This window comes from Kribbella sp. NPDC004875 (assembly GCF_042873375.1).
Taxonomy (GTDB): Bacteria; Actinomycetota; Actinomycetes; order Propionibacteriales; family Kribbellaceae; genus Kribbella.
Genome location: NZ_JBIALI010000002.1, coordinates 1,100,922 through 1,127,580 on the forward strand (window position 1 = coordinate 1,100,922; position 26,659 = coordinate 1,127,580).

The window sequence follows — 26,659 nt, forward strand, 5'->3', positions numbered from 1 at the left end:
TGGAGAACTCACAACTGCGGAACGGCGAGCAGCGGTTCCGCTGTCGCGTAGTCCACAACCGGGCCGTCGCGGCAGATCAACAGCGGCCCTAGCTGGCAGTGCCCGCACAGCGCGACTCCGCATTTCATCGAGCGCTCCAGGGACACGCGGATCCGGTCGGCGCCCATCCCGCGGCGGAGCAGGACCCGGGCACCGAATCGCATCATCGGCTCGGGACCGCAGAGGAACGCAACCGTGCGAGACGGATCGACGTGCAGCCGGGACAGCGGCTCGGTGACGAAGCCGACCGCGCCGTCCCAGCCCACCGCGGGCCGGTCCACGGTGAGCTCGACCTCGAGGTCGGTACGTGCCGCCCAGCGGTCCAGCTCGGCGCGGAACAAGAACTCGTCCGGCGTTCGGGCGCCGGCCACCAGCACGATCCTGCGGTAGGCCGGTCGCCGGGCCAGGACGCCGCGCACGAGTGGGCGCAACGGTGCCAGACCGATGCCACCGGCCACCATGACCAGATCGTTGCCAGCAGCATCTTCCGGCGCCCACGCGGTACCGAAGGGCCCGCGGACACCGATCACGGATCCGGGCCGCGCGTCGTACAGGGCCCGGCTGACCGCGCCGACAGACCGGATGGTGTGGACCAGCGTGCTGTGGTCGCCGATTCCGCTGATCGAGATCGGTACCTCGCCGACGCCGTACGCGTAGAGCATGGCGAACTGTCCCGGACGGAACGACGCGAGCGGCCGGTCGACGGGTTCCAGGCGCACCGTGACCGAGTCCCGGGTCTCGACCCTCCGATCGGCGACCCGGTACCTGACCGGAAGCATCGGTTCAGCCGTCATCGGTGCGGTCCGTGTCGCTCGGGTTGCCGTAGAAGTCCAGCAACCGCGCGCGGGTGGACTGCAACCGATCGAGTACGACGACCAACAACTGGCGCGTCAGCGCGTAGCCGAGCGCTGGGTCCTGGTCGGCGAGCAGCCTGAGCTGCTCCGCGTCGAACGCGGTCGCCCGGACAGTACCTACCGCGCGGGCACCGAAGTGCCAGCGGTACGGCGGGACCAGCCAGGACCACCCGAGCAGATCACCCGGGCCGAGCGTCTGTAGAACGACCTGGCCGCGACCGGGCACCGCCGTGTCGAGCGCGACGCGGCCGTGCCGGATCAACCAGCACCGATCGGCCGGGCCGCCCTCGTCGAACAGCCGCTCGCCGTCGTCGTACTCCACCTCGCCGGCGGTGCGGAGCAAGAACTCCCGCCGGCTCGGTCCGAGGGCGTCGAACACACCGAGGCTAGCCATCGGCGGACGTGTCGGCTGCTGCTGCCGCGGCGAGCCGGCCCACTTCCTCGGTCAGGTCGATCCCGACCGGGCACCAGGCGATGCAGCGGCCGCAACCGACGCATCCGGATCCGCCGAACTGGTCGTACCAGGTGCCCAGTTTGTGGGTGAGCCATTGCCGGTAGCGACTCTCGCCCGAGCTGCGCACGCTGCCGCCGTGCAGGTAGGAGAAGTCGAGTTCGAAGCACGACTCCCAGCGTTGCCAGCGTTCGGTGTGGTCGCCGGTGAGGTCGGTGACATCTTCCGTGGTGGTGCAGAAGCAGGTCGGGCAGACCATCGTGCAGTTGCCGCAGGTCAGGCACCGCTCGGCGACGTCCTCCCAGTGCGACGATTCCCGGCTGCCGGCGAGCAGGGCGCGCAGGTCCACCTCGGGCATGGCCCGGCCCATCCGGTCTCCGGCCGCCTCGACCTCGGTGTGCGCCCGATCGGTCTCGGCGTCGGCGGCGTCGCGGTGGTCGATCCGGCCGAGCAGGCCGGCGCCGGATTCGGTGCCGGTCTCGACCAGGAACCGGTGGCTCTCGGCCGGTCCGGCCGCCGTCAGTTCGGTGAGCGTCAGGTCTGCTCCCGGCCCGGCCGCGGGCCCGGTGCCCATCGAGGCACAGAAACAGACCTCGCCGGGTTCGGTGCAGTTCACCGCGACCACGAACAGCGACCGGTGCCGGGCCTGGAACGACCCGTCCGGGTGGCTGCCGCCGCCGAGGACGTCGCGAAGCTTCGCGATCGCGGCGAGATCACAGCCGCGGACGCCAAGTAGCGCGTACCGCGGCGTCTCCTCGGCGGCGGCGCGGAACGAGCCGTCCGGATCCGTCGACCAGAGTTTGCGGCGGGCCGGGTGCAGGAAGGTCTTCCACGACTGCGGACCGGCCGAGTGGGCGAACATCGCGTCGTCCGCGCGCCGGCGCAGCCGGTAGTGGCCGGGGCCGGTCTCGACCCCCCAGCCGGCCGGCAGTTGCGCGGCGTCGGTCAGCTCGGCCAGCACGATCGCGCTACCGGAGACGGTCGGTCCGACCACGGTGTAGCCGTCGGCGATCAGCAGCTCGACGAGAGCGCCGAGGCCGGCGGTGTCGATGATCGCTGCACCCATACCGCGATCCTGAGCGTGACCGCCGTACCCACCCAGGGCCGAAGGTCCCGGCGGGCGCGGTCGTCGGTCCCTGGCGACCGCCCGCGTCAGCTGATGTGCTCGCGGTGATGGACACTCCGACGCTTGCGGTCTTCAAGCTCGCCTCGTGCGACGGTTGCCAGCTCACCGTGCTGGACTGCGAGGACGAGCTGCTCGCCTTGGCCGGACGGGTGCGGATAGCCCACTTCCTGGAGGCGTCCAGCGCCGTGCTGCCCGGTCCGTACGACGTGTCGCTGGTCGAGGGCTCGATCACCACCGAAGCCGACGCCGAGCGGATCCGGCGGATCCGGGCCGAGTCGCGGATCCTGGTGGCGATCGGCGCCTGCGCGACGGCCGGCGGGATCCAGGCGCTGCGGAACTTCGGCGACGTCGCCGAGTTCGCGTCGGTCGTGTACGCCCGGCCGGACTACATCGAGACCCTGGCCACCTCGACGGCGATCGCCGACCACGTCCACGTCGACTTCGAGCTGCGTGGCTGCCCGATCGACCGCCGTCAGCTGCTCGTGGTGCTGACCGCCTTCCTGGCCGGGCGCAAGCCGGACCTGCCGGACACGTCGGTCTGCACCGAATGCAAACGCCGGGGTCTGACCTGCGTCATGGTGGCCGACGGTACGCCGTGCCTCGGTCCGGTCACCCATGCCGGGTGCGGTGCCTTGTGCCCGGCGTACCGGCGTGGTTGTTTCGGCTGTTTCGGGCCGATGGCGAAGCCCAACGTGGCGGCGCTGCTGCCGCGCCTGCGGGAGGCCGGCATGTCCGAGGACGATGTCGGGCGGGTCTTCCTCACATTCAACGCGGCGGCCGGCGGCTGGTCCTCGTGAGTCACCGTGCCCGGCAGCTCCGGGTCAGCTCGCTCGCCCGGGTCGAGGGGGAGGGTGCGCTGCGCGTCACCATCCGCGACGGCCTGGTGGAACGCGCGGACCTGCAGATCTACGAACCGCCGCGCTTCTTCGAGGCGCTGCTGCGCGGCCGCGGCCACACCGAACCGCCGGACATCACGGCGCGGATCTGCGGTATCTGCCCGGTCGCCTACCAGACCAGTGCGTGTGCTGCGATCGAGGACGCCTGCGGGGCGCGGATCAGTGGCCCGATCGGCGCGTTGCGCCGGCTGCTGTACTGCGGCGAATGGATCTCCAGCCACGCGCTGCACATCTACCTGCTGCACGCACCCGACTTCCTCGGCTACCCCGACGCGATCGCACTGGCCACAGCGCATCGCGACATCGTCGAGCGCGGGCTGGCGCTGAAGAAGGCCGGCAACGCGATCCTGGAAGTGGTCGGCGGCCGCCCGATCCACCCGGTCAACGTCCGCGTCGGCGGCTTCTACTCCGCACCCGGCCGGGACCGGCTCGACGACCTGGCCGTGCAGTTGCGGCCGGCCCTCGACGCGGCGATCGCCACCGTGCACTGGGTGGCCGGCTTCGACTTCCCGGACCTGGAGCTCAACCACGAACTCCTCGCCGTCCACGACCCGGACCGCTACGCGATCGAGGGCGGTACGACGCTGCGCCGCACCGCCGGGCCCGCGTTCGGAGTCGGGGCCTTCGGCAACCATGTCGTCGAGGAGCAGGTGCCGTACTCGACGGCGCTGCACGCCCGCCTCGACGGCCGCCGGTACCTCACCGGACCGCTGGCCCGCTATACGCTGAACCAGGAGCGCCTGTCGCCGCTGGCCCGCGGGCTTGCGGCGGACGCGGGACTCCGTACCGAATGCCGCAACCCGTTCCGTAGCATCGTCGTCCGCGCCGTCGAGACGGTGTACGCGGTCGAGGAGGCGTTACGGCTGATCGCCTCGTACGAGCCACCGGAGCCGTCGTTCGTCGACGTCCGGCCACGCGACGCGACCGGTCACGGTGTCAGCGAGGCGCCGCGCGGCCTGCTCTACCACCGCTACGCGATCGGCGCCGACGGGCTGGTCCGGGCCGCGACGATCGTGCCGCCCACCTCGCAGAACCAGGCGGCCATCGAGGACGATCTCCGCCGGATCGTCTCGGACCACCTGGATCTCGCCGACGAGCCGCTGACCGCGCTGTGCGAGCGCACGATTCGCAACTACGACCCGTGCATCTCCTGCTCGACGCACTTCCTCGACCTCTCGGTGGAGCGGCTGTGACAGCTCCGGTCGTGATCGGTATCGGCAACGAGTACCGTCGCGACGACGGCATCGGGCCGGCCCTCGTCGCCGCTCTGGCGGAGCATCAGCCGGCGGGGGTACGGCTGATCCTCTCCGACGGGGAACCGGCGCGGCTGATCGAGGACTGGGACGGTGCGCCGATCGCCGTGATCGTCGACGCCGTGCTGTGTGAACCGTCGGCACCCGGCGAGATCCATCGCACCGAGCTACCGCAGCCGGCCGTCGGCGTTCATTCCCGCCCGGCCGGCTCGCACAGCCTCGGGATCCCGGACGCGCTGCGGCTCGCAGAAGTGCTCGACCGGCTGCCGGACCGGCTGATCGTCTACGCGGTCGAGGCCGCCGACGTTGCCTTCGGCACCGATCTCTCGGCCCCGGTCGCCGCCGCGTTGCCCCGCCTGCTGGACGCCGTACTGGACGAGCTGGCAGCCGCACGAGGAGGCCACAGGTCTGGCAGCGCGGGTACGACGAGTTGCGGGCCTTCGCCGACGGTCTGAAGGTAATCCTCGTCCGGCACCCCAGCGACTGAAGGGGGAACCGCGGACTGGATCCGCCGATCGAATGGTGCGAACCTCGGAGGAGGGGCAGTACCCGACTTCGTGAGGTGGTCGGGTGCTGCTCCGCCCGCGGGGTGCGTGGTTACGATGCTTGGGTGGGTGGGGCGTGGCTCCGCGGAGGCGGTCGTCGGTGGGGTGCCGGGCGCCGGGTGGCGCGGCTGGCTGATTTGGGTGCTCGGGCGGAGGATTCCTACGACGAGCGGCTTCGGCAGGGCACGCTGATCTTCTCTGCGGTGCTGGTCGCGGCGATCTGCACGATCTGGGTGATGACCTACCTTGCGTACGGCGATCCGGTCTCGGCGGCGATCCCGGCCTGCTATCAAGTGATTACCGTGATCGGCCTTGTCGTACTGGCTCGGACACGTCGCTTCGTGATGTTCCGTACCACGCAGCTGGTGGCGATCCTGGTGCTGCCCGCGCTGCTGCAGATATCGCTCGGTGGTTTCGTGGCCTCGAGCGGGATGATTCTCTGGGCGATGCTCGCACCGTTGGCGGCGCTGGCGTTGCTCGGTACCCGGCGTGCGGTGCCGTGGCTGGTGGCGTTCTTCGCCGAACTGGTTGCGCTCGCCCTGGTCGATGCACGCCTCAGACCGTCTGTTCCCGAACTGCCGACGGGCTTTGTCGTCACCTTCCTGGTGCTGAACGTCGCGGGACTCATGGTGAGTTCCTACGTGATGCTCGGCTACTTCGTGGAGCAGCGGGAGCGCGCTCATCGGGACCTTCAGGCCGAGCGGGAGCGTTCGGAACGCCTTCTGCTGAACGTGTTGCCGGAACCGATCGCCGAGCGCCTGAAAGCGGATCCCGGCGTCATCGCGGAGCACTACGACGGGGTGAGTGTGCTCTTCGCTGACATCGCCGGCTTCACGGCGCGAGCCGCGGTGATGGCGGCGGCGGAGGTGGTGAATCTGCTGGACCAGGTGTTCTCCGCGTTCGACCGGATCGCCGACGCCGAGGGTGTCGAGAAGATCAAGACGATCGGCGACGCCTACATGCTGGCCGGCGGTCTGCCGAACCCGCGGCCCGACCACCTCGCAGCCGTCGCCCGTACGGCGCTCGCGCTGCGGGACGAGGTCGCGCGGATCGCCGCACAGCCCGGGCAGGAGTGGCTCGCCGTACGGATCGGAATCGACTCGGGTCCGGTGGTGGCCGGGGTCATCGGTCGTCGCAAGTTCATCTACGACCTCTGGGGCGACACCGTAAACACCGCGAGCCGGATGGAGTCACACGGCCGGCCCGGCGAGATCCAGCTCACCGAGCGAGTGGCCGCCGCGCTCGGCCCGGAGTTCGTCGTACGCCCCCGCGGCGTCATCGACGTCAAGGGAAAGGGCCCGATGCCGACCTTCCTCCTCGACCGCCTCGATGACACCGTAGTTGCCGCAACGTCTCCGGCCGATGGGTAAATCGGGTGCTGTGGGTGGGGGTTGGTGTGAGACTGCGGGGGTGATCGACCTACCGGAGGCTGTGCGGAACATGGCTCGGGCCGCTGGTGCTGATGGCTGGCTCGAGGGGTTGCCGGGGCTAGTCGCGGGGCTTGAGGGCGACTGGGCGATCAGGGTGGGCCGGCCGCACACGGGTGGATCCGGGGCGTTCGTTGCGGACGCGACTCGGGCGGATGGCAGCTCGGCGATTCTCAAAGTCGTGATTCCGGGCTTGGAGAACACCGCCGCGAACGAGGCGACGGCTCTGCGGGTTGTCGGCGGTGAGGGATGCCCGGCGCTCTACCGGTACGACGCGGACCGTGGTGCGCTGCTGATGGAGCGGCTGGGGCGGCCGATGTTCGAGCTCGGCATGCCGCTCAGGCGTCGGCTGGAGATCCTGTGCGATACGGCAGCGCGGATCTGGCGGCCGGCGCCGGACAGTGGGCTGCCCACCGGTGCGGAGAAGGCGCGATACCTCGCGGACTTCGTTGCGAGGTTGTGGGAGGAACTCGATCACCCCTGTTCCGAGAAGGTGCTCGAGCACGCCCTCGTCGCGGCCCGGCGACGCGAGCTGGCGCACCGGGACGAGAAGGCCGTACTGGTCCACGGCGACGTGCACCAGTTGAACGCGCTGCGGAGTGATGGCGGCTTCAAGCTGATCGATCCGAAGGGCCTCCTCGCGGAGGCGGAGTACGACCTGGGTGTTCTGATGCGTGGCGACCCGGTGGAGTTGATCGCGGGTGACCCCTTGGAGCGGGCCCGTTGGCTCGCTGCCCGGACCGGTCTCGATCCCGTGGCCACCTGGGAATGGGGCGTGATCGAGCGGGCGTCGTCCGCGCTGCTCTGCACGCAGATCGACCTGCAGCCTCTGGGCAGGGACACCCTCCGTGCCGCCGAGGCTGTTGCTGATCTCTCGATGTCGTAGGTGACGTTAGTGGACGAGGCCTGATTCCCAGGCCCAGACGGCGATTTCGGTGCGGTTGCGGGCATTTGTCTTGCGTTGGATCGAGGCCAGATGAGACTTCACGGTCGACAGCGAGATCGTCAGTTCTTCGGTGATTTCGGCGTTGGTCCGGCCGCGGGCGATGGCTTTGGCGACGTCCAGTTCGCGGTGGGTCAGGGGAGGGTCGGCCTGGCGGGCGCGAACCGTAGAGGTGGTGAAATGGGCCAGCAGGCGCGTGGTGATCGAGGGGGAGACCAGCGACTCGCCGTTCGCTGCCGCGTGCACCGCTTCCACCAGCAGCCGCGGGCCGGCGTCCTTCAGGAGGAAGCCGCGGGCGCCGGAGCGGAGAGCCTCGTGCACCAGTTCGTCCAGGTCGAAGGTCGTGACGACGAGGACGCGCAGTGGGTCGGCGACGTCAGGCCCGGCCAGCAGGCGAGTGGCAGTCAGGCCGTCCATCAGCGGCATTCGGATGTCCATCAGGGTGACGTCGGGGCGTAGCTCCTGGGCCAAGGCGACGGCTTGTCTGCCGTCCTCGGCCTCGCCGACCACCTCGATCCCGGGTTCACGTTCGAGGATCAGCCGGAAGCCGGTACGCACCAGCGCCTGGTCGTCGGCGAGCAGGATCCGCAGTGTCACGATGCTGGTTCCTCCTGTGCAGTTCGGGTCGCCGCCACACCGCCCGGCAGCGGCAGCTCGGCCAGAACGCGCCATCCGTGGTCGCCGTGCTCGCCGGCCGACAGCTTGCCATCGAGCGCGTCGATGCGCTCACCCATCCCGATGAGCCCGTAACCGCCGGCCGAACGCCGGTGCCGAACCCCGTCGTTCCGTACGTCGACCCGCAGATACCGCTGATCAGCCGTCGCAGCCACCGCGACCGTCACGTGGCGAGCCTGTGGAGCGTGCTTGCGGACGTTGACCAGCGACTCGAGCAGGACGCGATGAACCGTCGACACGGTCTCGGGAGCGACGCCGAGCTCCGCCAGTCCCGGTGCCAGCTCCAGCGTGACGCCGTCGCTCCCGTCGACCGCCGCCTCGATCGTCTCCACCAGATCCCCGGAGGTGAGCGGAAGTGTCTGCTCCGGGCTGCGCAGCATCATGACCAGCCGTCGTACGGCGCCGAGCGCTTCGGCTCCCGCCCGCTCGATCTCCTGGAGCACTTCGTGTTCGGGGCCGTCGGCAACCGTCAGCTGGGCCGCCTGGGTGCGAACCACCACCCCCGTGATGTGGTGGGCGACCAGGTCGTGCAGCTCCCGCGCCAAGGCCAGCCGCTCCCGGTTGCGGGCGATCGCGAGCGCCGCCTCCCGGCGGGTGTCGCCGTCACGCAGCATCAACCCGACGGCGATGCAGGCGCCCCACAGCACCGCCCAGAACACGGCCACGGTGAGCGCGGTGGAGTTGAGCCCGTACCGCAGTACGGGGCCCAGGACCATCGCGAGCCCACCGAGTACGGCGATTGCGCCGGCAGCGCGCGGCCTCGCGCGGTGGCAGCCGGCGCCGACCAGGAGGAGCAGGCCGAGCGTTTCGCAGTCACCGCCGAACGGCGCCGGTAGGTGTGCGAAGTACCCGACGAGGCTGCACACGAGCGAGATCGCGATCCCGGACGCCGCGAGCTGCGTGATCCGTTCCGGGTACCGGCGACGCCCGACCGCGAGCACCCCGACCGCCAGGCCCGAGGCGAAGTACAGGACTTCGCCGGATGGCGGCGCGGGCGGGACGATCAGCCGGACCGCCTGCTCCACGTTCAGGCCTGCGAGCAGCACGACCTCGAGAACCACCAGCCCGAGGCGTAGTGGACGGTTCGCTGTTCGGATCACCGCGGTCGTCGTCCTTTCGCGAGTACTTGTTGTGCCGACGGTACTGTGACGGGCGCGCCGTACCGCTCGGCGCGCCCGTCACTCCGCGGATCAGCGTGGTTCCGCCGCGGCGGTGCAGTGGTAGTCCTTCGCCGGCAGCCTGCCCGTGGTCAGGTACGACGTCACCGCGTTGTTGGCGCAGCGGTTCTTGCCCATCGGGTAGACGCCGTGGCCGCCCTGGTCGGCGGTGACGATCCGGGCGCGATCACCGAACGCCCGTCGCAGATCCTCGGCGCCGGCCAACGGCGTCGCCGGGTCGCGAAGGTTCTGCACCATCAGCACGTTCGACGGACCGTCGTCGCTCACGCGGACCGGCTTCTCGATCGCGTCCGGCCAGTACGCGCACGGCTGGATGTTGGCCCCGGCCGCGCCGAACAACGGGTACCTGATCCGATCGACGGCCACCGCGCGCTGGTACGTCGAAACCGATGTCGGCCAGCGTGAGTCGTTGCAGATGATGTAGTACCGCCCGGAGATCAGGTTGTCAGCGTCCTTCGCACCACCGCCGCCTCCGGGGAACGGCGGCGGCGCCTGGTTCGCGTCGAGCGCCTGCATCGCCTTCGCCAGCCACGGACTCAGGGCACCTCCGTAGAGACTGACGAACGTGATCATCCGGAACCCGGATCCGTCGTACTCCGCATCCGGACCCTGCACCGGCTTCTTGTCCAAGCGAGCGGCAAGTGCCTGGTACTTCGCCGTCACCCGCGCCGGCGTCCGGCCCAGACCGTACTCGCGGTAGTTCGCGGCGGCGAACTTCGCAAAGTCCGGGAACCGGTCCTGGAATCCCTGCGCGTACAGCCGGTCGCCTTTGTAGTCCCATCCGCCCGGGGCGAGGTTGCTGTCCAGCACGATGCGATCGCTGTGCTCCGGGAACAGCGTGGTGTACACAGCACCGAGATGCGTACCCCACGAGGCACCGTCGTACGAGATCTTCGCCTCGCCCAACGCGGCGCGGATCTGATCCATGTCGCGGGCAACGTTCGCCGTGCTGGTGTACGGCAGCATCCACGCGGACTTCGACGTCGTGCACTGCTTCGCGATCTGCTTCACCTCGGCGGCGCGCTTCGTCACGTCGGCCGCGTTCCGCGCGTACGGCGGGACGTTGCCGACCGCCTGCTGTGCGGCGGTGAGGTCACACGTGACCGGCGTACTCCGGCCGATGCCGCGCGGGTCGAAGCCGATGATGTCGTACTGGTCCTTCACCTCCTGCGGCAGACCGCCGGCGGCGAGGAACGCCGGATAGCCCAGGCCCGCGCTCGGGCCGCCGGGGTTGGTGAGGAGGATCCCGCGCCGCTCCTTCGCGTTCTTGCTGGGCAGCCGCGACACCGCGATGTCGATCGTCCGCCCGTCAGGCTTCCGATAGTCCAGCGGCACCTTCAGCGTCCCGCACTGCATCCCTTCCGGTACCGGCACCCCGTCGCCGACATCCGCCGCGCACTTCTCCCAAGTGACGGCCTTCGATGTGCTGATGGCTTTCGGCGTGTCCGCCTGCGAAACCCCCGGGACCGTCACCGCTGCCAGCGCAGCAACCGCGACGGCGATGGACAACGTCCTTCGCATCCGTTTCCCTCCAGCCGGCACCTCGACGGCACCGTGGACGATGGTCTGTGAACAAGCACCATCCTTGTCCGGCCCATGCCCCACCGCATCAAGCCCGCGACTGGTTTCCGCGCCCCTCCGACCTGGCCAAAAGTACTATCCCCACCAGGCTCCTCGGCTCGCCGAGAACCGTGACGGGTGCAACCGCCGCCGTGTTCGGGCCGAAGGAACCTAGTGCCAGGGACATGGTGCCCTGGTGCCGGAAGCACACCGGCGTGACGGTTGGAGCATGACCAGGCGCGCTGTCGCTCGGACAAGGCCTACTGGCGAGATGGCGTTGCTGGCGCTCGTCACCGCGCTGCTGGCCGCTGGGGGAGTGGCCAGGTTCGCCGGACCGGTGCCGGCCGACATCCTGTGGGCGGCTGCCGATGTCGCTGCGTTCGTCCCGGCCGCTGTCTGGGTGGCCGCATCCCTGCGGGCGCGTCGATACGGCGCGGACCTGCTGGCGCTGCTCGCGCTCGGGAGCACGCTCGCCGTCGGTGAGTTCCTCGCCGGGGCGATCATCGCGGTGATGATCGCGACCGGACGGGTGCTGGAGTCCGCCGCGCAGCGTCGCGCGGGCCGGGACCTGTCGGCACTGCTGGAACGGGCACCGAGCCGGGCACACCTGCGGCGAGGTGGCGAGATCGTGACTGTACTCATCGAACAGGTCCGGCCCGGTGACCGGGTGGTGGTCCTGCCCGGCGAGGTGGTGCCCGTCGACGGCACCTTGGTTCAGGAGGGGACGTTCGACGAGTCCGCACTCACCGGCGAGGCCATCCCCGTCACCAGGACGGGCGCCGATGTGGTGCGCAGCGGAGTTGTGAACGCCGGTGCGGCGGTCGATCTCCAGGCGGCGGCGAGTGCGGCGGACAGTACGTACGCGGGCGTGGTCGAGCTCGCGCAGCAGGCCGCTGCCGGGAGTGCACCTGTGGCGCGACTGGCCGACCGCGTCGCCGTGTGGTTCCTGCCTACCGCGCTCATCATCGCGGGGCTCGCGTGGCTGGTCAGTGGTGACCCTGATCGAGCGGTCGCTGTCCTGGTCACGGCCACTCCGTGTCCGCTGCTGCTCGCGGTGCCGATCGCGGTCACCGCAGGTATGTCGCGTTCGTCCCGCTCGGGCGTCGTGGTCAAGGGCGGCGCGGCGCTCGAACTGCTCGGCAGGGTGGGCACGTTGATCATGGACAAGACCGGCACGGTGACGGTCGGTCGCCCCGAAGTCGTCGACATGGTGTGGTCGCCCACGGCGAGCCGGAGTGAGGCTCTGGCCTACGCGGCCGGGATCGAGCAGTACTCGCCGCATGTTCTCGCCGGGGCCGTACTCCGCGCTGCTGAGCGGGCCGGCGTGGCGCCGTCGCAGGCCGACTCGGTGACCGAGGAACCCGGTCGTGGTGCGACAGGGTCGATCGACGGCCAGGACGTGCGGGTCGGACGGCTGCCGGTGGGTACTGCGATGCCGGCCTGGGCCCGTGGTGCCGCCCGGAGGGGCCGGCTCGACCTTGCCAGCGTCGTCTGGGTCTGCCGCGGCGCGGAGCCACTCGCCGCACTGTTCGTGCGCGACCGGATCCGGCCCGACGCGGCCCGCACCATGCGACGGCTCCGTGCGACGGGGATCAACCGGATCGTGCTCCTGACCGGCGACCACGTCGACAACGCGGTCGAAGTGGCCGGCCTGCTGGGTGTCGACGAAGTTCACGCGGACGCGACACCGGCCTCCAAGATCGAGCACGTGTGTTCGGCCCGTGGCGATGCGATCACGGCGATGGTCGGGGACGGCATCAACGACGCGCCTGCTCTCGCTGCCGCCGATGTGGGTGTCGCCCTGGGGTCGCGCGGGTCGACCGCCGCCGCGCAGGCTGCCGACGCGGTCATCCTCGACGACCGCATCGACCGGCTGGCCGACGCGGTCGAAACTGCCCGCCGTACTCGCGGTCTCGCCGTGCAGAGCGCCGTGGCAGGCACCGTGCTCTCCGTCCTCGCCATGCTTGCGGCAGCCGGTGGATGGCTCGTGCCGGTCGTGGGCGCGCTGGTCCAGGAAGGCATCGACCTGGTGGTCATCCTGAACGCCCTGCGCGCGCTGGGCGGCCGTCCGCGGACGGTGCATGTCGAGGCGGACAAACTGCTGCACCGCTTTGCCAGGGAACACGAGGATCTCGCTCAGGTCCGCGCGGCGGTCAGAGAGGCCGCCGACGCGGTCGCGCACGGCACGGGTCCGCGGACCGATGCGGTCGTCGGTCGAACGTATGCGCTGCTCGTCGATGAGCTGTTACCCCACGAACGCGCCGAGGAGACCGCCCTCTACCCCGCGCTGGCCGACGTGCTGGGAGGGCCCGAAGGGACGTTCACCATGAGTCGGGAGCACGCCGAGATCGAACGACTCGTGCGCCGGATCGGCCGCCACCTCGCCGAGTCGGACACGATCCAGCAGGACCAGCTCGATGATCTCCGCGCGACCCTCTACGGGCTCGACGCGATCCTCACCCTGCATTTCGCCCAAGAGGAAGAGGCCTATTTCACCCTCGCCGACACGGAATCTGGCGACGCGTCCCACTCATGAACCGCGCCTACCGGCCCCCGGCGGTGATCAGCGGCGCAGCAACTTGTCGAGCCAGTTGCTGCCCTGGCGCTCGGCCTTGGGATGGCCGGAGCACCACAGGTCGCTGGGGACCATGGCCTTGACCTGCGCGATGTGCTGGCCGCAACCGGCCCAGGTGGTCTTCGAGCAGGTCTTGCAGGTGACGGGGCGACACATGGTGGGATCTCCTTCGTGCGGTTGACGTACGTCGTCCTTGAGCGGGGATGGTCAGTTGTTCAGGCGTCGGTGCCGACCAGGTGCAGACCTGCCTTCGCTGCGTTGCCGAACTGGTCGTCGACGGCAACGAGCGTGCGGCCCACGGCATGCAGGAACGAGGCGGCAACGGATGCGCGGTAGCCACCTGCGCAGTGGATCCACACCTCGCCGGCCGGGACGTCGGCGAGCCGGCGCGGCAGCTCGTGGATCGGGATGTTGACCGCGCCGTCGATGCGAACCGCACTGTGCTCTTCGGCACGGCGTACATCGAGCACGACGACGTCGCGGTGGTGCCGGACGAGTTCGAGGTCGGCGAAGGTTCCGATGGGGAAGGACACCGGGGCGTCTGGACTCCAGTGTTCGGGGCCGCCGGTTCCGTAACCGGCGGGGCGGTCGATGCCGATGCGGACCAGTTCGCGTTGCGCCGTGGCGACGTCCGCAGCGCTCTCACCGAGCAGTGTCACCGGAGTTCCCCAGGCGATCAGCCAGCCGAGGTAGGTCGAGAAGGCGCCGTCGAGGCCGAAGTTGAGTGTGCCGGGCGCGTGGCCGGCCGCGAACGCGGTACGGCTCCGAAGGTCGACCACCCACTCGCCGGCCTCGATCCGGCGGCGCAGTTCGGCCGCGTCGGCCGGTTCGGGCAGCGACAGGTCGGGCGCCTCAGGGCCGGCGGAGTTCCGGGGGGCCATGTGTGCGTAGTAGGCCGGCCACGAGCCGAGGCCGTCGAGCAGATCGCGGACGTAGTCGTCTTCGTCCTGCGTCAGGACGGGGTTGGAGATCTTCTCGTGCCCGATCGTCGATGCGTCGGCGCCGGATTGGGTTGCCGAGCAGAACGAGCCGAATCCGTGGGTCGGGAAGACGCTGGTCCGATCGGGAAGCGTGGCGGTGAGTTTGCGGGCCGACCGGTGCTGGTGATGCACCAGAGCCTGCGTGTGCTCGGGCCCGAGCAGGTCCGGCCGGCCGGTCGCGCCGTACAGCAAGGCGCCGCCGGTGAAGACCGCGACGGGCTCGCCGTTGTCGGTGAGGGCGTAGGACAGGTGGGTATAGGTGTGACCAGGGGTGTGGATCACACGCACCCGCATCCGGTCGCCGATCGTCAGCATGTCACCGTCGTGCAGAGGCGTTCGGTCGAAGGCGACCTTGTCGTCGGCGTTGATCAGATACAGCGCGCCCGTGGCCTGCGCCAGCGCAAGACCGCCGGTGACGTAGTCGTTGTGGATGTGGGTCTCGAAGACGTGGGTCAGCTGAACCCCCTCCGCGTGGAGCAGGTCGAGAACACGGTCGATGTCGCGCTGCGGGTCGATGACGAACGCCGTGTCGCCGTCGTGGACGAGATAGCTGCGGTCGCCGAGCGCCGGGGTGTCGATCGTGTGGATGGTCAGAGCGCTGTGCATCGTCATCGGGTCCTCACTGCTACATATCCCCCTGGGGGGTTCTTCCTCACCGTAACACATCCCCCAGGGGGGATGTAGAATCCGACCTGGCGGCGCCGCTCAGTGCGTCGTGCAGCCGACGGAGGAGCTTCGATGGACTTCGAGCCGGACGAGATCAAGCCGATCATCACCCGGATGAAACGTGCCCACGGACATCTGGGCAGCGTGATCCGGATGATGGAGGAGGGCGCGGACTGCGAGGCGGTGCTGACCCAACTCGCCGCCGTGAACAAGGCGCTCTCGCGCGCCGGCTACGCGATCGTCAGCACCGGCCTGCGGCACTGTCTCACCGAGGACGACCCGGACCTCGACGCGGCCAAGATGGAGAAACTGTTCCTGGCCCTGGCCTGACAGGGCCGCCGACGGACCCATCAGTCGATGGCGGGCTGCACGCGGATCAGTTGAGGTACGCCGGTCAGTTCGAGCGCGGCGCGGAGCGGGGACTCCGGCGGTACGACGAGGCGGAGTTCCTGGCGGCGATGGGTGACTCGCTCGGCGAGACGGAAGAGTATCGCGATGCCCGAGCTGTCGAGGTACGTCGTCTCCGTCAGGTCGATCATGATGACCTGTACGTCGGCCGACGCCACGCGACTGATCGCGTCGCGTACCTCGACGGCGTTGGTGAGGTCGACCTCGCCACAGATCCGCACAACCTGTACGCCGTTGTGCGTGTGCGCCTCGACGACCGCGTACTCGGTCATTCGCGCCCGGCCAGCACATTGCGTCGCATGCGGACCGTCGTACCTGCCGAAGTCGTGTCGACGTCGACGGAGTCCATGAGCCCGCGGATCAAGGTCAGGCCCCACCCACCCTCACGATCGGCCGGGCTTCGCCACTGACCGTGGTCGCGGACTGTCAGTTCGACCGCGGTGCCGACAAGTCGCGCCCCGACCTGGAGATCGCCAGGTGCGGCGCCGTACGCGTGCCGTACGACGTTGCTGCACGCCTCCCCACACGCGATCGCGATCTCGCCGGCGTCGCGCGCGCCGACGCCCGACTCGCGCAGCCAGCGGCCCAACGCGTGCCGGACCTGGAAGAGCACGCGAGCATCGGCCGCTACGTCGAGTGACAGCGGAGCTCCGGCCAGCACCAGTGACTGGAGCGCCACCAGCGCGATGTCGTCGCCATTCTCCGGGAGGGCCGACAGCACCCGGTCACAGAGCGCGTCGAGGTCAGGGGAGTGGACGCCCGAAGCTTCGGCGAGCAGTCGATCGAGACCGTCCTGAATCGACAGTGCACGCTTCTCGACCAGTCCGTCGGTGTAGAGCAGGAGCGTGGCGCCGGGCCGGAGCCGCTCTGTCGCCTCGGCGTACTCCCCTCGCGCGAGGACGCCGAGCGGCGGGGCCAGGCCACCTTCGAGGTACCGCGATCCCTGGGTGTCGATCAGGAGGGCGGGCGGATGGCCCGCGTTCGCGAACCGGATCGTGCCGGTGTCCGGGTCGTAGAGGACGTAGAGCAGCGTGACCATCTCGGCCACGGGCAGCTCGCGGGTCAGCTCGTGCAGACCGTTCATCACGCCGACCGGCGAGGGATCGTGGACGGCGTACGCGCGGACCGCCGTCCTCAGCTGTGCCATCGCGGCCGCTGCCTGCAGGCCGTGCCCGGCGACGTCGCCGATGACGAGAGCGATCAGGCCGCCGCGAAGCTGGATGACGTCGTACCAGTCGCCGCCGACGTGCAGGTCCGCGGCCGCCGGGACGTAGCGGGCGGCCATCGCCACCCCGGGAATGTCGGGCATCCGGTCCGGGAGCAGGCTGTGCTGGAGTGTTTGGGCGATCTGGTGCTCGCGCCGGGTCCGTGCCTCCTCGAGGTTCAGCTGCTGTTGGGTCTCGTGCCGCTGATGGATCTCGTGACGCAGGCGGTCGCTGGTTGCCGAGAGTTCGGCGGTGCGGTTCTTGACGCGCCCGGCCAGGTCGGCGGCCGCTGTCATCAACGCACGAGCGAACTGCAGACGCTCGCTGACGAGCGCTGCGAGGAAGAACGACGTGAGCGCGACGGTGGCGTTGAACGCCTGCAGAGTCAGCATCTGCCCCAGCAGCGGCTGCCCTGCGAACGGGCCGAGGTCGTGCGTCGCCGACCAGGTCGTGATGAGCGAGGCGATCAGCGCAGCGGGGGCAGCTCCGCGTAACTGCAGACGCCACGAGGCCCATCCGAGTAAGGGCAACGCGAGGAACAGCAGCGGCAGAGTGGTGTACGCCGTCCACGACACAAGCGCCGTGGTCAACGTGAGGATCACGATGGCTTCGAGCCACCGCAGCGCCGGCCACCGCTCGAGCTCCCAGAACAGCGGGATGCAGAGCAGGAACGGTGCGATGGCGAGCACCCCCATCGCGTCGCCGGTCCACCACACCGCCCACGCACCGGCCACCTCGTCGACGCCGATCGCGTTCGACGACACCAGCGCCAGTACGCCGATGGTCGCGCTGATCGTCATACTCGCGAGCGCGCCCAGGAAGACGATCGCCAAGGCGTCACGCTGCCGGTCCAGCTGACGACGGAACCCGATGCGCTGAAGGACGATCGCGGCGACGAGTGGCGCGAGGGTGTTGCCCACGGCAGTGAGCAGAGCCGGTGCCAGGCCGGTGCTGATCGGAAGATTCACGGCCAGTGCCGCGAGGGTGACGCCTGGCCACACCGACCTTCCGAGCAGCAGGAAGGCCGCCAGTGCGATGCCGCTGGGCGGCCACAACGGAGTGACGTTCCGCTCGACCAGGGAGAGGCTCAGACCGAGGCGCGCACCGAGGTAGTAGGCAGCGGCAACCAGGACGATGGCCACAGCTGTCCGTCCCAGATCCGCCGGGAGGCGGAGCCTGAGTGCCCTCGAGGTCCACGAAACTGGCGCGCGCCCAGCCATGGCACTGCTACGGCGCCACCAGTCGCGACACTGTCCGTCTGAATGCGTCGAGGTTGGCCGGGGCGGCGTACCTGCTCGTCGCGTGGGGTGCAGCCACCTTGTCCAACTCTCCGGCCGGGGCCGAGCGCCTCATCGCCTTAGCTCATAGGACGCTGGAAACCGGGCTACGTCAAGCACAGCACGACGCGTGCGGGCAGCGTTACCCAGGTGTTCTCGCGTGCGTCGCGCGGTAGCGGGCCTTCTTCTGGCGGTTGCCGCAGGTGTTCATGTCGCACCATCTGCGAGTGCGGCTCTGGCTCGTGTCGAAGAAGGCGGCCTGGCAGGTGGGTGACGCGCAGAGAGCCAGCTTTCCGTCGCGTTCGCCGGCGATGATGCTGATCGCGTCGGCCGCGATCACGCTGAGCGCATCCTCCACGCAGGACGCCGAGGTGAGCTGCCAGCGCCGCTGACCGTCGGGTGTCAGGACCGCCGCCGGGCGGCCCTGGGCGCTGCAGTCGTTGATGACCTGAACGGCATCCGAGGGGAGAGCGTCCTGGCGTGCGGCGGCGGTCGCGGCGGTGTGGATCGCCTCCCGCAGTTCTCGGGCGCGGGCGAGTTGGGCTGTCGTGCAGGAGTCCACGGCGAGGCCGCTCACGGTCAGCCAGTCGACGAGCCGTTGCGGTGTCGGGATGCGCTCGACCGGATCGCCCTGACGCTCCGACAGGGTCCCGGTGAAGCTCGTCGCGAGCACGGTGCCGAGGCGGAAGTCGGGGAACGTCGTTGGCATGGAACCACCTTAGCCGGTTGCGACCACGCTGGATGGCATGTTAGAACCGTCTAAGCCGGTTCACGACAGGTTCAGCGATGACCAGGAGGTCTCATGCTCCGTCCGACCACCGACGTACTAGCCGACGTACAAGCCTTCGAAGCCCGGGCAAGCGACGCCGACCTCGATGATCTGCGCGCGCGACTGGCCGCTGCGCGGCTGCCGGAGGCCGAGACGGTGTACCGCGCCGGGCCCGGCCCGCGGCGATGGGATCAGGGCGTTCCGCTCTCCGACCTGGTCGAACTGGTGGACTACTGGCGGACCGCGTATGACTGGCGGTCGTTCGAGGCCCGCCTCGATCGGATCGGCCAGTTCCGGACGACCATCGACGATCTCGGAATCCACTTCCTGCATCGGCGATCGGCCCGCGCGGATGCCACTGCGCTGATCTTGACGCACGGCTGGCCGGGCAGCATCGCGGAATTCGCCGACATCGTGGACGAGTTGGCGGATCCGGGTGATGCGGACCTGCCGGCGTTCCACGTCGTGGTCCCGTCGCTGCCGGGCTTCGGGTACAGCGACAAGCCGAGGACGACCGGGTGGGGGACCGAGAAGATCGCGGCCGCGTGGGTCGAACTGATGGGGAGGCTCGGGTACCGCAGGTTCGTGGCCCACGGCGGCGACTGGGGTGGCAACATCACGACCGTCCTCGGTGGGCGGTTCCCGGAGCACGTTCTCGGCATCCATACGACGTTCGCCGAGTCGCCACCCGGGATGACGACGGACGGACTGGCCGCGGCCGAGCGGCGATGGGCCGAGGAAACCCACGATTTCTGGCACCACCGGGCGGCGTACGCGAAGCAGCAGGCGACCCGGCCGCAGACGATCGGCTACTCGCTCGTCGACTCGCCGGTCGGGCTGCTGGCCTGGATCCTCGACAAGTTCGCCGAATGGTCGGACACCGAGGACAGCCCGTTCGAGACGATCTCCCGAGACCGGATTCTCGACGACGTCACGCTGTACTGGCTCACGCGGTCCGGTGCGTCGTCGGCCCGCATCTACTACGAGAGCCACAACTCACTCGATCCGGAACTCCGCGTCGACGTACCGTCGGCGGTCACCGTGTACCCGCGCGACATCGAGAAGTACCCACGCCCGTGGGCGGAGCAGCGCTTCCGGCAGATCGTCCGCTGGCGCTCGCCCGAACGCGGCGGCCACTTCCCGTCGCTGGAGGTCACCGCCGATTTCGTCCAAGACCTCCGAGAAGGGCTCGCAGCAGTGCTCGCCGCTCAGCCGTGAACTCGGCTCGCCCTGGTCTCGAGGCGGCGAGCCCCCGGGAGCGCGCTCACCGGGAGGACGAACATCAGGGTCACCGCCAAGCCGAGGACGATCGACCAGCCCGCCTCGTCGGCGTGCAGGTGACCGAGGTGGAAGATCATGTGCGGCAGCGCGAATGCGGCGTACGCGATCAGGGCGACGCCGACGAGGTACCGCTCGAGCCGGATCGCGGCGGCGGCCATCACGAGGCCCAGGCCGAGCGACGCGCTGCCGAAGTCACGGAACGCGTGCTCGGCGAACGGCGGGTCCCAATTCACCGTCGGCACGTTGTCGTAGAAGCTCAGCGGGGCGAAGGTCAGCCAGACGCCGAGGGTCAGCTGGACGGCCGCCAAGCTCACCAGAACCGTTCGCACGTAGGTCCTCATGCGCAGTACTCCGCGAACGTGATCCGGCCGTACGCCGGGCCGTCGACCGTCGCCGCGCCGCTCGCGAACGCGCGGAAGGCCTCGCCGCCGAGCCGCAGCGGGACGATCGGGCGGCGCGAGTTCCGCGCCTGCTTCCAGATCAGGGCGAGGTCGTGCACCGTCCGGCGCTCGGGACCGCCGATGTCCGGCGCATGACCCTTCAAGGGCGACTGCCCGACGACTTCGGCCAGCCTGGCCGCGACGTCCTCGACCGCGATCGGCTGCAGGGGCACCGTCGGCGCGAGCAGGACCGGCGAGTAGCGCTGGGCGCTGAAGACGCGGTCGATCAGGTCGTGGAACTGGGCCGCGCGCAGGATCGTGTACGGCACGTGCGACTCCGCGACGAGCTGTTCGACGGCGAGCTTGGCCTTGTAGTACGACAGCGGGATCCGGTCGATGCCGACGATCGACATCACCACCAGGTGCCGCACGCCGGTGGCGGCCTCGACCAGGTTGCGGGCCTGCTGTACGTCGCCGCGCCCTTCGCTGGTGGCGAGGTGTACGACGACGTCGATGCCGTCGACCGCGGCTTGCAGACCGACGCCGGTGGTGAGGTCCGCGACGGCGCGATCCGGACCCGGCTTCCGGCTCAGCACGCGGACCAGGTGACCGGCCGCACGCAGGTGGCTGACGGTCGGGCGACCGAGGGTGCCGGTGCCGCCGGTGACGAGGATGGAACTCATGTCGGTGTCCTTTCTTTGCCAGTCAAGATCCGACAGCCCTCCGATATGTGACAGCCGCCCAGCCGCCCTGCCGCGCCTGGAGGCTTGAGCCGGTTGATCGCCTACGATCGCGGCGCCATGAAGCACAAGATCGAGTTCGGGTTGTCGGAGAATCCGTGGGCGCCTACTGCGGTCATCGAAGAGGTGAATGCGCGCACGGGGAGCGGGCTGGTCTTGACCGGGCTCGCGGATCAGGTGGGCGGGTCGAGCAGCGCGGCTTTCGTTGCGTGGCCGGACGGACGGGAGTCGGCGATGACGCGCACTCGCACGCCGGTGGAGGTCATGCGAGAAACGGCGGCTGTGCTGAACGACGTACGGGGAACGGGGTTGCCGGTGCCCGCGCATCAGCTGGTGATGGAGCTGGCCGACGGGTACGTCGTTGTCGTGCAGGAGCGACTGCCTGGGCATCACGTGGACGCTCTCGACTCGACCACGGCGGCCGCGATCGTTGCGATGAACGACCGTTTCGCCGGCGTACTGCGTGACCATCAACAGGTGCCGCGACCTCGGGCTTTTCCCGACCCGACTGTCACGTTCGAGCGCACCGTCGGACAGCTTGGTGAACGTGGTCGACGCCTGCTGGCGCGACTCCTCGAAATCGACGGTGGACGCCCGTTCCGCATGCAGGGTGACGACCTGGTGCACACCGACTACACACCTGGCAACGTGCTCTTCGATGCCGCAGGCAACGTCACCGGCGTGGTCGACTGGAACGCCGGCGCAGCCCGCGGCGACCGCCACTACGCCCTCCTCGGAATCTACTGGGGCAGCGGCGCGACAGCCCACGATCTCCACCACATCGAGACAGCCCTCGCCCACCTCGGCCCCGCAACCAGACGCGCCTACGAAGCGCACTGGATGGTCGGCAGACTCCACGAGTCAGTCCTCAAAAGCTTCCCGCCAGAGCGCATCGCCACCGACCTCAGCCGCGCCGAACAGACACTCGGCCGGTCTTGATCGGTAGGGTGCGAGGTGTGGGGTTCGAGGGGTGGCCGCGGGAAGCGTTCGGGGTGTTGGTGCGGCTGGAGGGGGAGCCTTCTGCTGCGGTGCGGCGGGAGTGCCGGCGGGAGCGGGAGGAGCTGGTTCGGCAGCCGATGATCGGGTTGCTGAATGCGGTGGCCGACGCGGATGCGGAGTACGAGGACTTCTCGGTCTGGGGGTACGGAGACGTGCTGCTGCGGGCGTGGCAGCGGCAGAACTCGATCATTCGGCTGGCGCGGAACGTCGAGTTGGGAGTCGGGTTCGATCTCGACGGGCTCGAGGTCGGCGTGGCGTGGTGGTACGCGCCGTCGGTGCAGATCGAGCGGTATCGGGCTGCGGTGGCGGATCCTGGTTCGGGGCGGCGGTTGGTGGCGATCGTGCGGCGGCTCGAGGCGCAGGGGTTCGTGATCTCGGGTGACCTGCTGAAGCGGCCGCTGCGTGGGTATCCGGCCGACCATCCGCGGGCGGAGCTGTTGCGGCGCAAGTCACTCATCGCGCGCCGGCCCCTTGGCTGCGACGAGTGGATCCACACACCCGCCGCCGTCGACCACGTCCTCGCCGCCCTGACCGAGCTCCGTCCACTGTCCCACTGGCTGGTCAAACATGTAGCACGCCCATAACCGGCGCCGGCCGCTAGTGAGCGACGGCGCGGCCGAGGTTTTGTTCTACGCCGGTGGGGGTTTGGAAGCCCTGGTCGAACAAGGCGCGGACGCGAGGCGCGTTCTCCGGACGGCCCGCCGTGCGGAAGAAGGCGGCGAGGCCGGGGCGGAACTCCTCGTCGTCGGGGAGGGACGCGACGTTGAGCAGAGCCTTCGTGCTGGTGACGGCCTCGCGGTCGAACCCGGCGATGCGGCGGGCGAAGGCGTCCACGAAACTGTCCAGCCCGGCATCGGGAACGACCCGGTTGACGTACCCGTACCGTTCGGCGAGCTCCGCCGGGAAGTCGTCCGCGCCCAGCAGGATCTCCGCCGCGCGACCGCGGCCGACCAACCGGGCGAGCCGCGCCATCGGCCCACCGCCGGGCACCGAACCGATCCCGACCTCGAACTGCCCGAGTACGGCGCGGTCGCCGGCGAACCGGATGTCGGTCGCGAGCACGAACTCGCTGCCCGCCCCACGCGCCCGCCCGCGGATCGCGGAGATCGTCACGGGCGGAACCTTGCTGAGCCGCACGAAGTTGTCCAGGTACGGGTGCAGTCCGGTCGGCCCCGGCTGCATCGAGGCGACCCGCTCCCGGTCCGAGCGGACGTCCCAGTGCGCGATGAAGTACTCCGGGTTCGCGCTGGTGAACACGACGACGGTCAGCGTCGGCGATGCCTCGATCCGTAGAATGAGCGACGCGAGTTGCTCGACCGAGTCGACGTCGAGCAGGTTCACCGGCCCGTTCTCGAACGTCACCCGCCAGTACGACGACGACACCTCGTCGACAACGAACTGTTCACCGGTCATCGCTGCGACTCCCTTCGCGGCCAAGTGGTTCGCAACCAACCGTCCCGCGCATCGGAAGCGAAGACACCAGTGAGAGACCCTGGCTCCGCTGTCCCAGGGACCCGCACGGCCGCGCCGGGCCAGAGGGTGCGCGGCGTTGCGGGTCAGATCCAGCCGGCGTTCTGGGCGATGCGGATGGCGTCGAGGCGGTTGCGGGCGCCGACCTTGGTGATCGCGTGGGAGAGGTAGTTGCGGACGGTTGCGGGGGAGAGGGCGAGCTCCTGGGCCATCTGTTCGGTGGGCTGTCCGCTGCGCGCGGCACGCAGTACGTCGGTCTCTCGGGAGGTGAGCGGTGAGTCGCCGACCTCGATCGCGGTGGCAACCAGTTCGGGGTCGATGACGCGCTGTCCGGCGGCGACGCGGCGGATGCCGTCGATGAGGTCGGAGGCGGGCGCGTCCTTGACGACGAATCCCCGGACGTGGGCCTTGAGCGCGCGCAGCAGATTGCCCGGTTGCCCGAGGCCGGTGAGGATCACGACCTGACAGTCCGGTACGCCGGCGTGCAACTGCTCGGCCGCGGTCAGCCCGTCGAGCCCCGGCAGATCGATGTCCAGGACCGCGATATCGGGCTGGGTCTCGCGTGCGGCAGCCAGTACCTCATCGCCGCGTTCGAGCTCCGCGACGACGTCGAAGTCGGACTGGAGCGACAGCAAGGCGACCAGGGCCTCGCGAATGAGATGCATGTCCTCGGCGATCAGGAGCCGGATCATGGCGTGTCCTCCGCGATCTCGACGGTCAATCGGAACTGGTCGCCGCGACGACTGGTCCGCACCGAACCGGACAGGTCCGCGACCCGCTCCGCCAACCCCGCCAGCCCACTGCCCCCTGCACTCCCTGGTACGTCGGGAGCGCCGTCGTTCACGATCTCGAGACGAACCGTTCGCCCGGTCGCCGACGTCGTCATGGTGCAGCTCCTGGACCTACTGTGCCGCAACAGGTTCGTCACCCCTTCGCGGATCGCCCACCCGAACACCTCTTGCCCGGCCACGGTCGACGGCAGTACGGCGGTATCGACGGACACCTGAACGTTCGCCGCGGCCAGCAACCTTGTGGCGCCGGCGAGCTCCGCCGCCAGGGAGACCTCGTGATCGTCACGAGTGACCGCCTGCAGGTCGCGGAGCGCGTGGCGACTGACCTCGGCGGCCTCGGCGATCTCACGGCGAGCGCGGACCGGGTCCTGATCCAGCAGTGCGAGGGCGAGATCGCCTTTCAGCGAGACGGCCGACAGGCTCTGCCCGAGCAGGTCGTGCAGATCGCGCGAGAGCCGGAGTCGCTCGTCCTCGACGGCCGATTCGGCGAGGGCGAGGCGACTCGTGCGGAGTTCCGCGGAGAAGCGGACGAGCTGCGGAGCGGCGTACAGCGAACCGGCGGCGACCGACAGGCCGACCAGGTCGTAGATCGTCTGCAGCGCCACGACGGATGAGCCGCGGTTGTTGATCGTGTCGGCGGCGACCGGGGCCATCAGCAACAAAGCGGCGACCACGAGCTGCGTACGACGATGACGCCGGAGCACCATCGCGGACGAGGCGGCGGCGAAGCACTGCATGCTGATCCAGTTCCAGCTCCACCAGGGCAGCGGTGCGTACACCGCCACCAGCAGTACGGCGAAGACCGCCGGCCAGCCCGGCGGCAGACCGCCCTTGGAGACCGCGACGCTGAGTCGGAGCTGCGCGAGCCCGATGATTGCCGCGAGAGCCAGTACATGGACCGGTTGTCCGGCCGTCGCGTCGGTGGCGCTCAACGTGTACGTCACAGCCGGCACGAGCCAGGCGAGCGTGACCGCGACGACCGGCCAGCTATGGCGGCTCACGATGTGCCCTCCTGGTCAACGCGCACGCCGTCACGCGTGACCGTCAGCCGGTAGTCGCCCGCACCCTCGGCCAGCAGCCGCCCGACCACCGCGCGCAGCTCAGGACGGATCACGCGCTCGTCTTCCGGCTCGAGATCGTCGACGTCCGCACTGACCCGCATCCGTACGCCGCCCGCGCTCAACAGCTCGACGGCGGTGTCGATCGACGCCGCGACCGACGGTTGCCGGTAGCTCTTGATCAGCCGCCGCGCCCCGGCCAGCGTCGTCCGCGCGATCTCGACGATCCGCTCCACGGCGGAGCGTGTGACTGTGTCGGGCGCCGCGAGCGCCCGGTCCGACCAATGCGCGATGGCGACCAGCTCGGTCCCGACCGTACGGCGGAGTTCTTCATCGATCCGGAGACGCTCGCGATCGACCGCATCCGCGGCCAAACGCCGGCGGGTGGCGTCGAGTGCGCGCGCCGAGTCGATCAGTCGCAGCAGGACATACGGTCCCAGCACGGCGTTGACCGGAAGCACACCCCAGACCCACAGCTCAGGGTGCCCGGACCATCGCGCGAGCGGGATCGGCGCGAGCCACAGAACGACGTACGGGATCCACGACCACGGCGCCGGTACGACGATCAGGACGGCGAGCGCCAGCGCGGACAGGGCTCTCGGCCACCACGGACTGGCCCAGGGGAGAGCGCCGATGATGAGGACGGCGATCGCGGCGAGCAGACCGTACGCGTACGGTCGAGGTCGTTGTTCGAGCCTGCCGGTGATCCGCATCCAGACGAGGTGCAGGAACAGCGGTACGTACAGGACGGTCGTGACGATGTCGACGATGAGGACCGGCCACGGCGTACCGGCGAGCGCGGCTGCGGTGAGGCTGACCGCCGGCAGGCAGATGCTGAAGGCAAGCACACCGGCGCTGGTCAGCCGGATCAGCCGATCCTGCCGCGGTGCGGCCGCCATCGCCCCCACTCCGGCTCCCGTCTCGTACGGCCGGCCGCGCGTGCCGGATCGCGACCAGGATGTCATCTCCGGCCGGGCGAGGGCGAGCACGGCGGTCATGCAGGCAGCATGCCGGGACACCCCCGGTCCGGGGTAGACGCCGTTGTCGCCGGGCAGTGATGACATTTGTCATCGCCAACTGGAGACATCGCGATCTCCCGCGCGCAGGGGGTGC

General features: G+C 69.7%; 27 protein-coding genes. 10 read left to right on the forward strand and 17 right to left on the reverse strand.

The genetic code is table 11. The features are described 5' to 3' along the window. Positions 1 to 8: 8 nt before the first annotated feature. Genes ACFYRH_RS16305 through ACFYRH_RS16315 form a run of 3 tightly spaced genes read right to left on the reverse strand, consistent with a single transcriptional unit; the run spans position 9 to position 2,410 of the window. Positions 9 to 833: an FAD/NAD(P)-binding protein gene (locus ACFYRH_RS16305; RefSeq protein ID WP_387774694.1), complete on the reverse strand. Its 825-nt coding sequence runs from the start codon at positions 831 to 833 to the stop codon at positions 9 to 11. Further along, complete coding sequence (locus tag ACFYRH_RS16310) at positions 823 to 1,287, reverse strand: Crp/Fnr family transcriptional regulator (protein ID WP_387774697.1); 465 nt, start codon at positions 1,285 to 1,287, stop codon at positions 823 to 825. Before ACFYRH_RS16310 ends, ACFYRH_RS16305 begins: the two co-directional genes overlap by 11 nt. Beyond that, positions 1,280 to 2,410, reverse strand: coding sequence for a 4Fe-4S dicluster domain-containing protein (locus ACFYRH_RS16315; RefSeq protein WP_387774700.1), 1,131 nt, complete (start codon positions 2,408 to 2,410; stop codon positions 1,280 to 1,282). Before ACFYRH_RS16315 ends, ACFYRH_RS16310 begins: the two co-directional genes overlap by 8 nt. A 107-nt stretch (positions 2,411 to 2,517) precedes the next feature. Here ACFYRH_RS16315 and ACFYRH_RS16320 point away from each other — a divergent pair, with 107 nt between their 5' ends. The 5 genes from ACFYRH_RS16320 (at position 2,518) to ACFYRH_RS16340 (ending at position 7,477) form a co-directional block, all read left to right on the forward strand. Further along, positions 2,518 to 3,267 carry a hypothetical protein gene (locus tag ACFYRH_RS16320; protein ID WP_387774703.1) on the forward strand — a complete coding sequence of 250 codons (750 nt, stop codon included), beginning with the start codon at positions 2,518 to 2,520 and terminating at the stop codon, positions 3,265 to 3,267. Further along, a complete protein-coding gene (locus tag ACFYRH_RS16325; protein ID WP_387774706.1) occupies positions 3,264 to 4,559 on the forward strand; it encodes a Ni/Fe hydrogenase subunit alpha in 1,296 nt (431 codons plus the stop codon). The genes ACFYRH_RS16320 and ACFYRH_RS16325 overlap by 4 nt, the downstream gene beginning before the upstream one ends. Then, entirely contained in the window at positions 4,556 to 5,074 is a 519-nt protein-coding gene (locus ACFYRH_RS16330; RefSeq protein ID WP_387774709.1) for a hydrogenase maturation protease, read from the forward strand. The genes ACFYRH_RS16325 and ACFYRH_RS16330 overlap by 4 nt, the downstream gene beginning before the upstream one ends. Before the next feature lie 227 nt (positions 5,075 to 5,301). After that, complete coding sequence (locus tag ACFYRH_RS16335; protein ID WP_387774712.1) at positions 5,302 to 6,534, forward strand: adenylate/guanylate cyclase domain-containing protein; 1,233 nt, start codon at positions 5,302 to 5,304, stop codon at positions 6,532 to 6,534. A gap of 70 nt (positions 6,535 to 6,604) precedes the next feature. Further along, complete coding sequence (locus tag ACFYRH_RS16340; RefSeq protein ID WP_387775306.1) at positions 6,605 to 7,477, forward strand: aminoglycoside phosphotransferase family protein; 873 nt, start codon at positions 6,605 to 6,607, stop codon at positions 7,475 to 7,477. 6 nt (positions 7,478 to 7,483) lie between these two features. Here the strand turns inward: ACFYRH_RS16340 and ACFYRH_RS16345 are convergent, their stop codons facing one another. The 3 genes from ACFYRH_RS16345 to ACFYRH_RS16355 all read right to left on the reverse strand — a co-directional run bounded on the left by ACFYRH_RS16345 (position 7,484) and on the right by ACFYRH_RS16355 (position 10,908). After that, complete coding sequence (locus ACFYRH_RS16345; RefSeq protein ID WP_387774715.1) at positions 7,484 to 8,131, reverse strand: response regulator; 648 nt, start codon at positions 8,129 to 8,131, stop codon at positions 7,484 to 7,486. Further along, positions 8,128 to 9,309, reverse strand: a complete 1,182-nt coding sequence (locus tag ACFYRH_RS16350; protein WP_387774718.1) for a sensor histidine kinase — start codon at positions 9,307 to 9,309, stop codon at positions 8,128 to 8,130. Before ACFYRH_RS16350 ends, ACFYRH_RS16345 begins: the two co-directional genes overlap by 4 nt. A gap of 90 nt (positions 9,310 to 9,399) precedes the next feature. Beyond that, on the reverse strand, positions 9,400 to 10,908 hold the full coding sequence (locus tag ACFYRH_RS16355) for an alpha/beta hydrolase (RefSeq protein WP_387774721.1): 1,509 nt from the start codon (positions 10,906 to 10,908) through the stop codon (positions 9,400 to 9,402). 268 nt (positions 10,909 to 11,176) lie between these two features. On the opposite strand from ACFYRH_RS16355, the gene ACFYRH_RS16360 reads away from it, so the two are divergent. Further along, positions 11,177 to 13,483, forward strand: a complete 2,307-nt coding sequence (locus ACFYRH_RS16360; RefSeq protein WP_387774724.1) for a heavy metal translocating P-type ATPase — start codon at positions 11,177 to 11,179, stop codon at positions 13,481 to 13,483. 27 nt (positions 13,484 to 13,510) lie between these two features. Here the strand turns inward: ACFYRH_RS16360 and ACFYRH_RS16365 are convergent, their stop codons facing one another. Further along, entirely contained in the window at positions 13,511 to 13,678 is a 168-nt protein-coding gene (locus tag ACFYRH_RS16365) for a hypothetical protein (protein WP_387774727.1), read from the reverse strand. Positions 13,679 to 13,737: 59 nt separating this feature from the next. Then, complete coding sequence (locus ACFYRH_RS16370; protein WP_387774730.1) at positions 13,738 to 15,114, reverse strand: rhodanese-like domain-containing protein; 1,377 nt, start codon at positions 15,112 to 15,114, stop codon at positions 13,738 to 13,740. A gap of 126 nt (positions 15,115 to 15,240) precedes the next feature. On the opposite strand from ACFYRH_RS16370, the gene ACFYRH_RS16375 reads away from it, so the two are divergent. Beyond that, positions 15,241 to 15,498, forward strand: a complete 258-nt coding sequence (locus ACFYRH_RS16375; protein WP_387774733.1) for a metal-sensitive transcriptional regulator — start codon at positions 15,241 to 15,243, stop codon at positions 15,496 to 15,498. Between the two features lie 20 nt (positions 15,499 to 15,518). Here the strand turns inward: ACFYRH_RS16375 and ACFYRH_RS16380 are convergent, their stop codons facing one another. From ACFYRH_RS16380 to ACFYRH_RS16390, 3 genes are all read right to left on the reverse strand, one after another. Further along, positions 15,519 to 15,848, reverse strand: a complete 330-nt coding sequence (locus tag ACFYRH_RS16380; RefSeq protein WP_387774736.1) for an STAS domain-containing protein — start codon at positions 15,846 to 15,848, stop codon at positions 15,519 to 15,521. Continuing rightward, positions 15,845 to 17,923 carry a SpoIIE family protein phosphatase gene (locus ACFYRH_RS16385; protein WP_387774739.1) on the reverse strand — a complete coding sequence of 693 codons (2,079 nt, stop codon included), beginning with the start codon at positions 17,921 to 17,923 and terminating at the stop codon, positions 15,845 to 15,847. The genes ACFYRH_RS16380 and ACFYRH_RS16385 overlap by 4 nt, the downstream gene beginning before the upstream one ends. Before the next feature lie 277 nt (positions 17,924 to 18,200). Next, the gene (locus ACFYRH_RS16390) at positions 18,201 to 18,767 is read right to left on the reverse strand and encodes a CGNR zinc finger domain-containing protein (RefSeq protein WP_387774742.1); all 567 of its coding nucleotides are present in this window, start codon (positions 18,765 to 18,767) and stop codon (positions 18,201 to 18,203) included. 93 nt (positions 18,768 to 18,860) lie between these two features. On the opposite strand from ACFYRH_RS16390, the gene ACFYRH_RS16395 reads away from it, so the two are divergent. Beyond that, the gene (locus tag ACFYRH_RS16395) at positions 18,861 to 20,045 is read left to right on the forward strand and encodes an epoxide hydrolase family protein (RefSeq protein WP_387774745.1); all 1,185 of its coding nucleotides are present in this window, start codon (positions 18,861 to 18,863) and stop codon (positions 20,043 to 20,045) included. Here ACFYRH_RS16395 and ACFYRH_RS16400 read toward each other — a convergent pair. Both ACFYRH_RS16400 and ACFYRH_RS16405 read right to left on the reverse strand, forming a co-directional pair. After that, positions 20,036 to 20,449, reverse strand: a complete 414-nt coding sequence (locus ACFYRH_RS16400) for a hypothetical protein (RefSeq protein WP_387774748.1) — start codon at positions 20,447 to 20,449, stop codon at positions 20,036 to 20,038. The genes ACFYRH_RS16395 and ACFYRH_RS16400 overlap by 10 nt on opposite strands. Further along, the gene (locus tag ACFYRH_RS16405; protein WP_387774751.1) at positions 20,446 to 21,171 is read right to left on the reverse strand and encodes an SDR family oxidoreductase; all 726 of its coding nucleotides are present in this window, start codon (positions 21,169 to 21,171) and stop codon (positions 20,446 to 20,448) included. The genes ACFYRH_RS16400 and ACFYRH_RS16405 overlap by 4 nt, the downstream gene beginning before the upstream one ends. Positions 21,172 to 21,288: 117 nt before the next feature. On the opposite strand from ACFYRH_RS16405, the gene ACFYRH_RS16410 reads away from it, so the two are divergent. Together ACFYRH_RS16410 and ACFYRH_RS16415 are read left to right on the forward strand one after the other, a co-directional pair. Then, positions 21,289 to 22,167 carry an aminoglycoside phosphotransferase family protein gene (locus ACFYRH_RS16410; RefSeq protein WP_387774754.1) on the forward strand — a complete coding sequence of 293 codons (879 nt, stop codon included), beginning with the start codon at positions 21,289 to 21,291 and terminating at the stop codon, positions 22,165 to 22,167. Positions 22,168 to 22,184: 17 nt separating this feature from the next. Then, complete coding sequence (locus tag ACFYRH_RS16415) at positions 22,185 to 22,811, forward strand: DUF2461 family protein (protein WP_387774757.1); 627 nt, start codon at positions 22,185 to 22,187, stop codon at positions 22,809 to 22,811. 13 nt (positions 22,812 to 22,824) lie between these two features. Here ACFYRH_RS16415 and ACFYRH_RS16420 read toward each other — a convergent pair whose 3' ends face one another. The 4 genes from ACFYRH_RS16420 to ACFYRH_RS16435 form a co-directional block, all read right to left on the reverse strand. Continuing rightward, positions 22,825 to 23,640, reverse strand: coding sequence for an enoyl-CoA hydratase/isomerase family protein (locus ACFYRH_RS16420; protein ID WP_387774760.1), 816 nt, complete (start codon positions 23,638 to 23,640; stop codon positions 22,825 to 22,827). A gap of 143 nt (positions 23,641 to 23,783) precedes the next feature. After that, positions 23,784 to 24,389 (reverse strand): DNA-binding response regulator, encoded by a 606-nt coding sequence (locus tag ACFYRH_RS16425; protein WP_387774763.1) that lies wholly within the window; start codon positions 24,387 to 24,389, stop codon positions 23,784 to 23,786. Then, the gene (locus ACFYRH_RS16430) at positions 24,386 to 25,489 is read right to left on the reverse strand and encodes a sensor histidine kinase (RefSeq protein WP_387774766.1); all 1,104 of its coding nucleotides are present in this window, start codon (positions 25,487 to 25,489) and stop codon (positions 24,386 to 24,388) included. The genes ACFYRH_RS16425 and ACFYRH_RS16430 overlap by 4 nt, the downstream gene beginning before the upstream one ends. Further along, positions 25,486 to 26,610 (reverse strand): hypothetical protein, encoded by a 1,125-nt coding sequence (locus tag ACFYRH_RS16435; RefSeq protein ID WP_387774769.1) that lies wholly within the window; start codon positions 26,608 to 26,610, stop codon positions 25,486 to 25,488. Before ACFYRH_RS16435 ends, ACFYRH_RS16430 begins: the two co-directional genes overlap by 4 nt. Between the last annotated feature and the right edge of the window lie 49 nt (positions 26,611 to 26,659).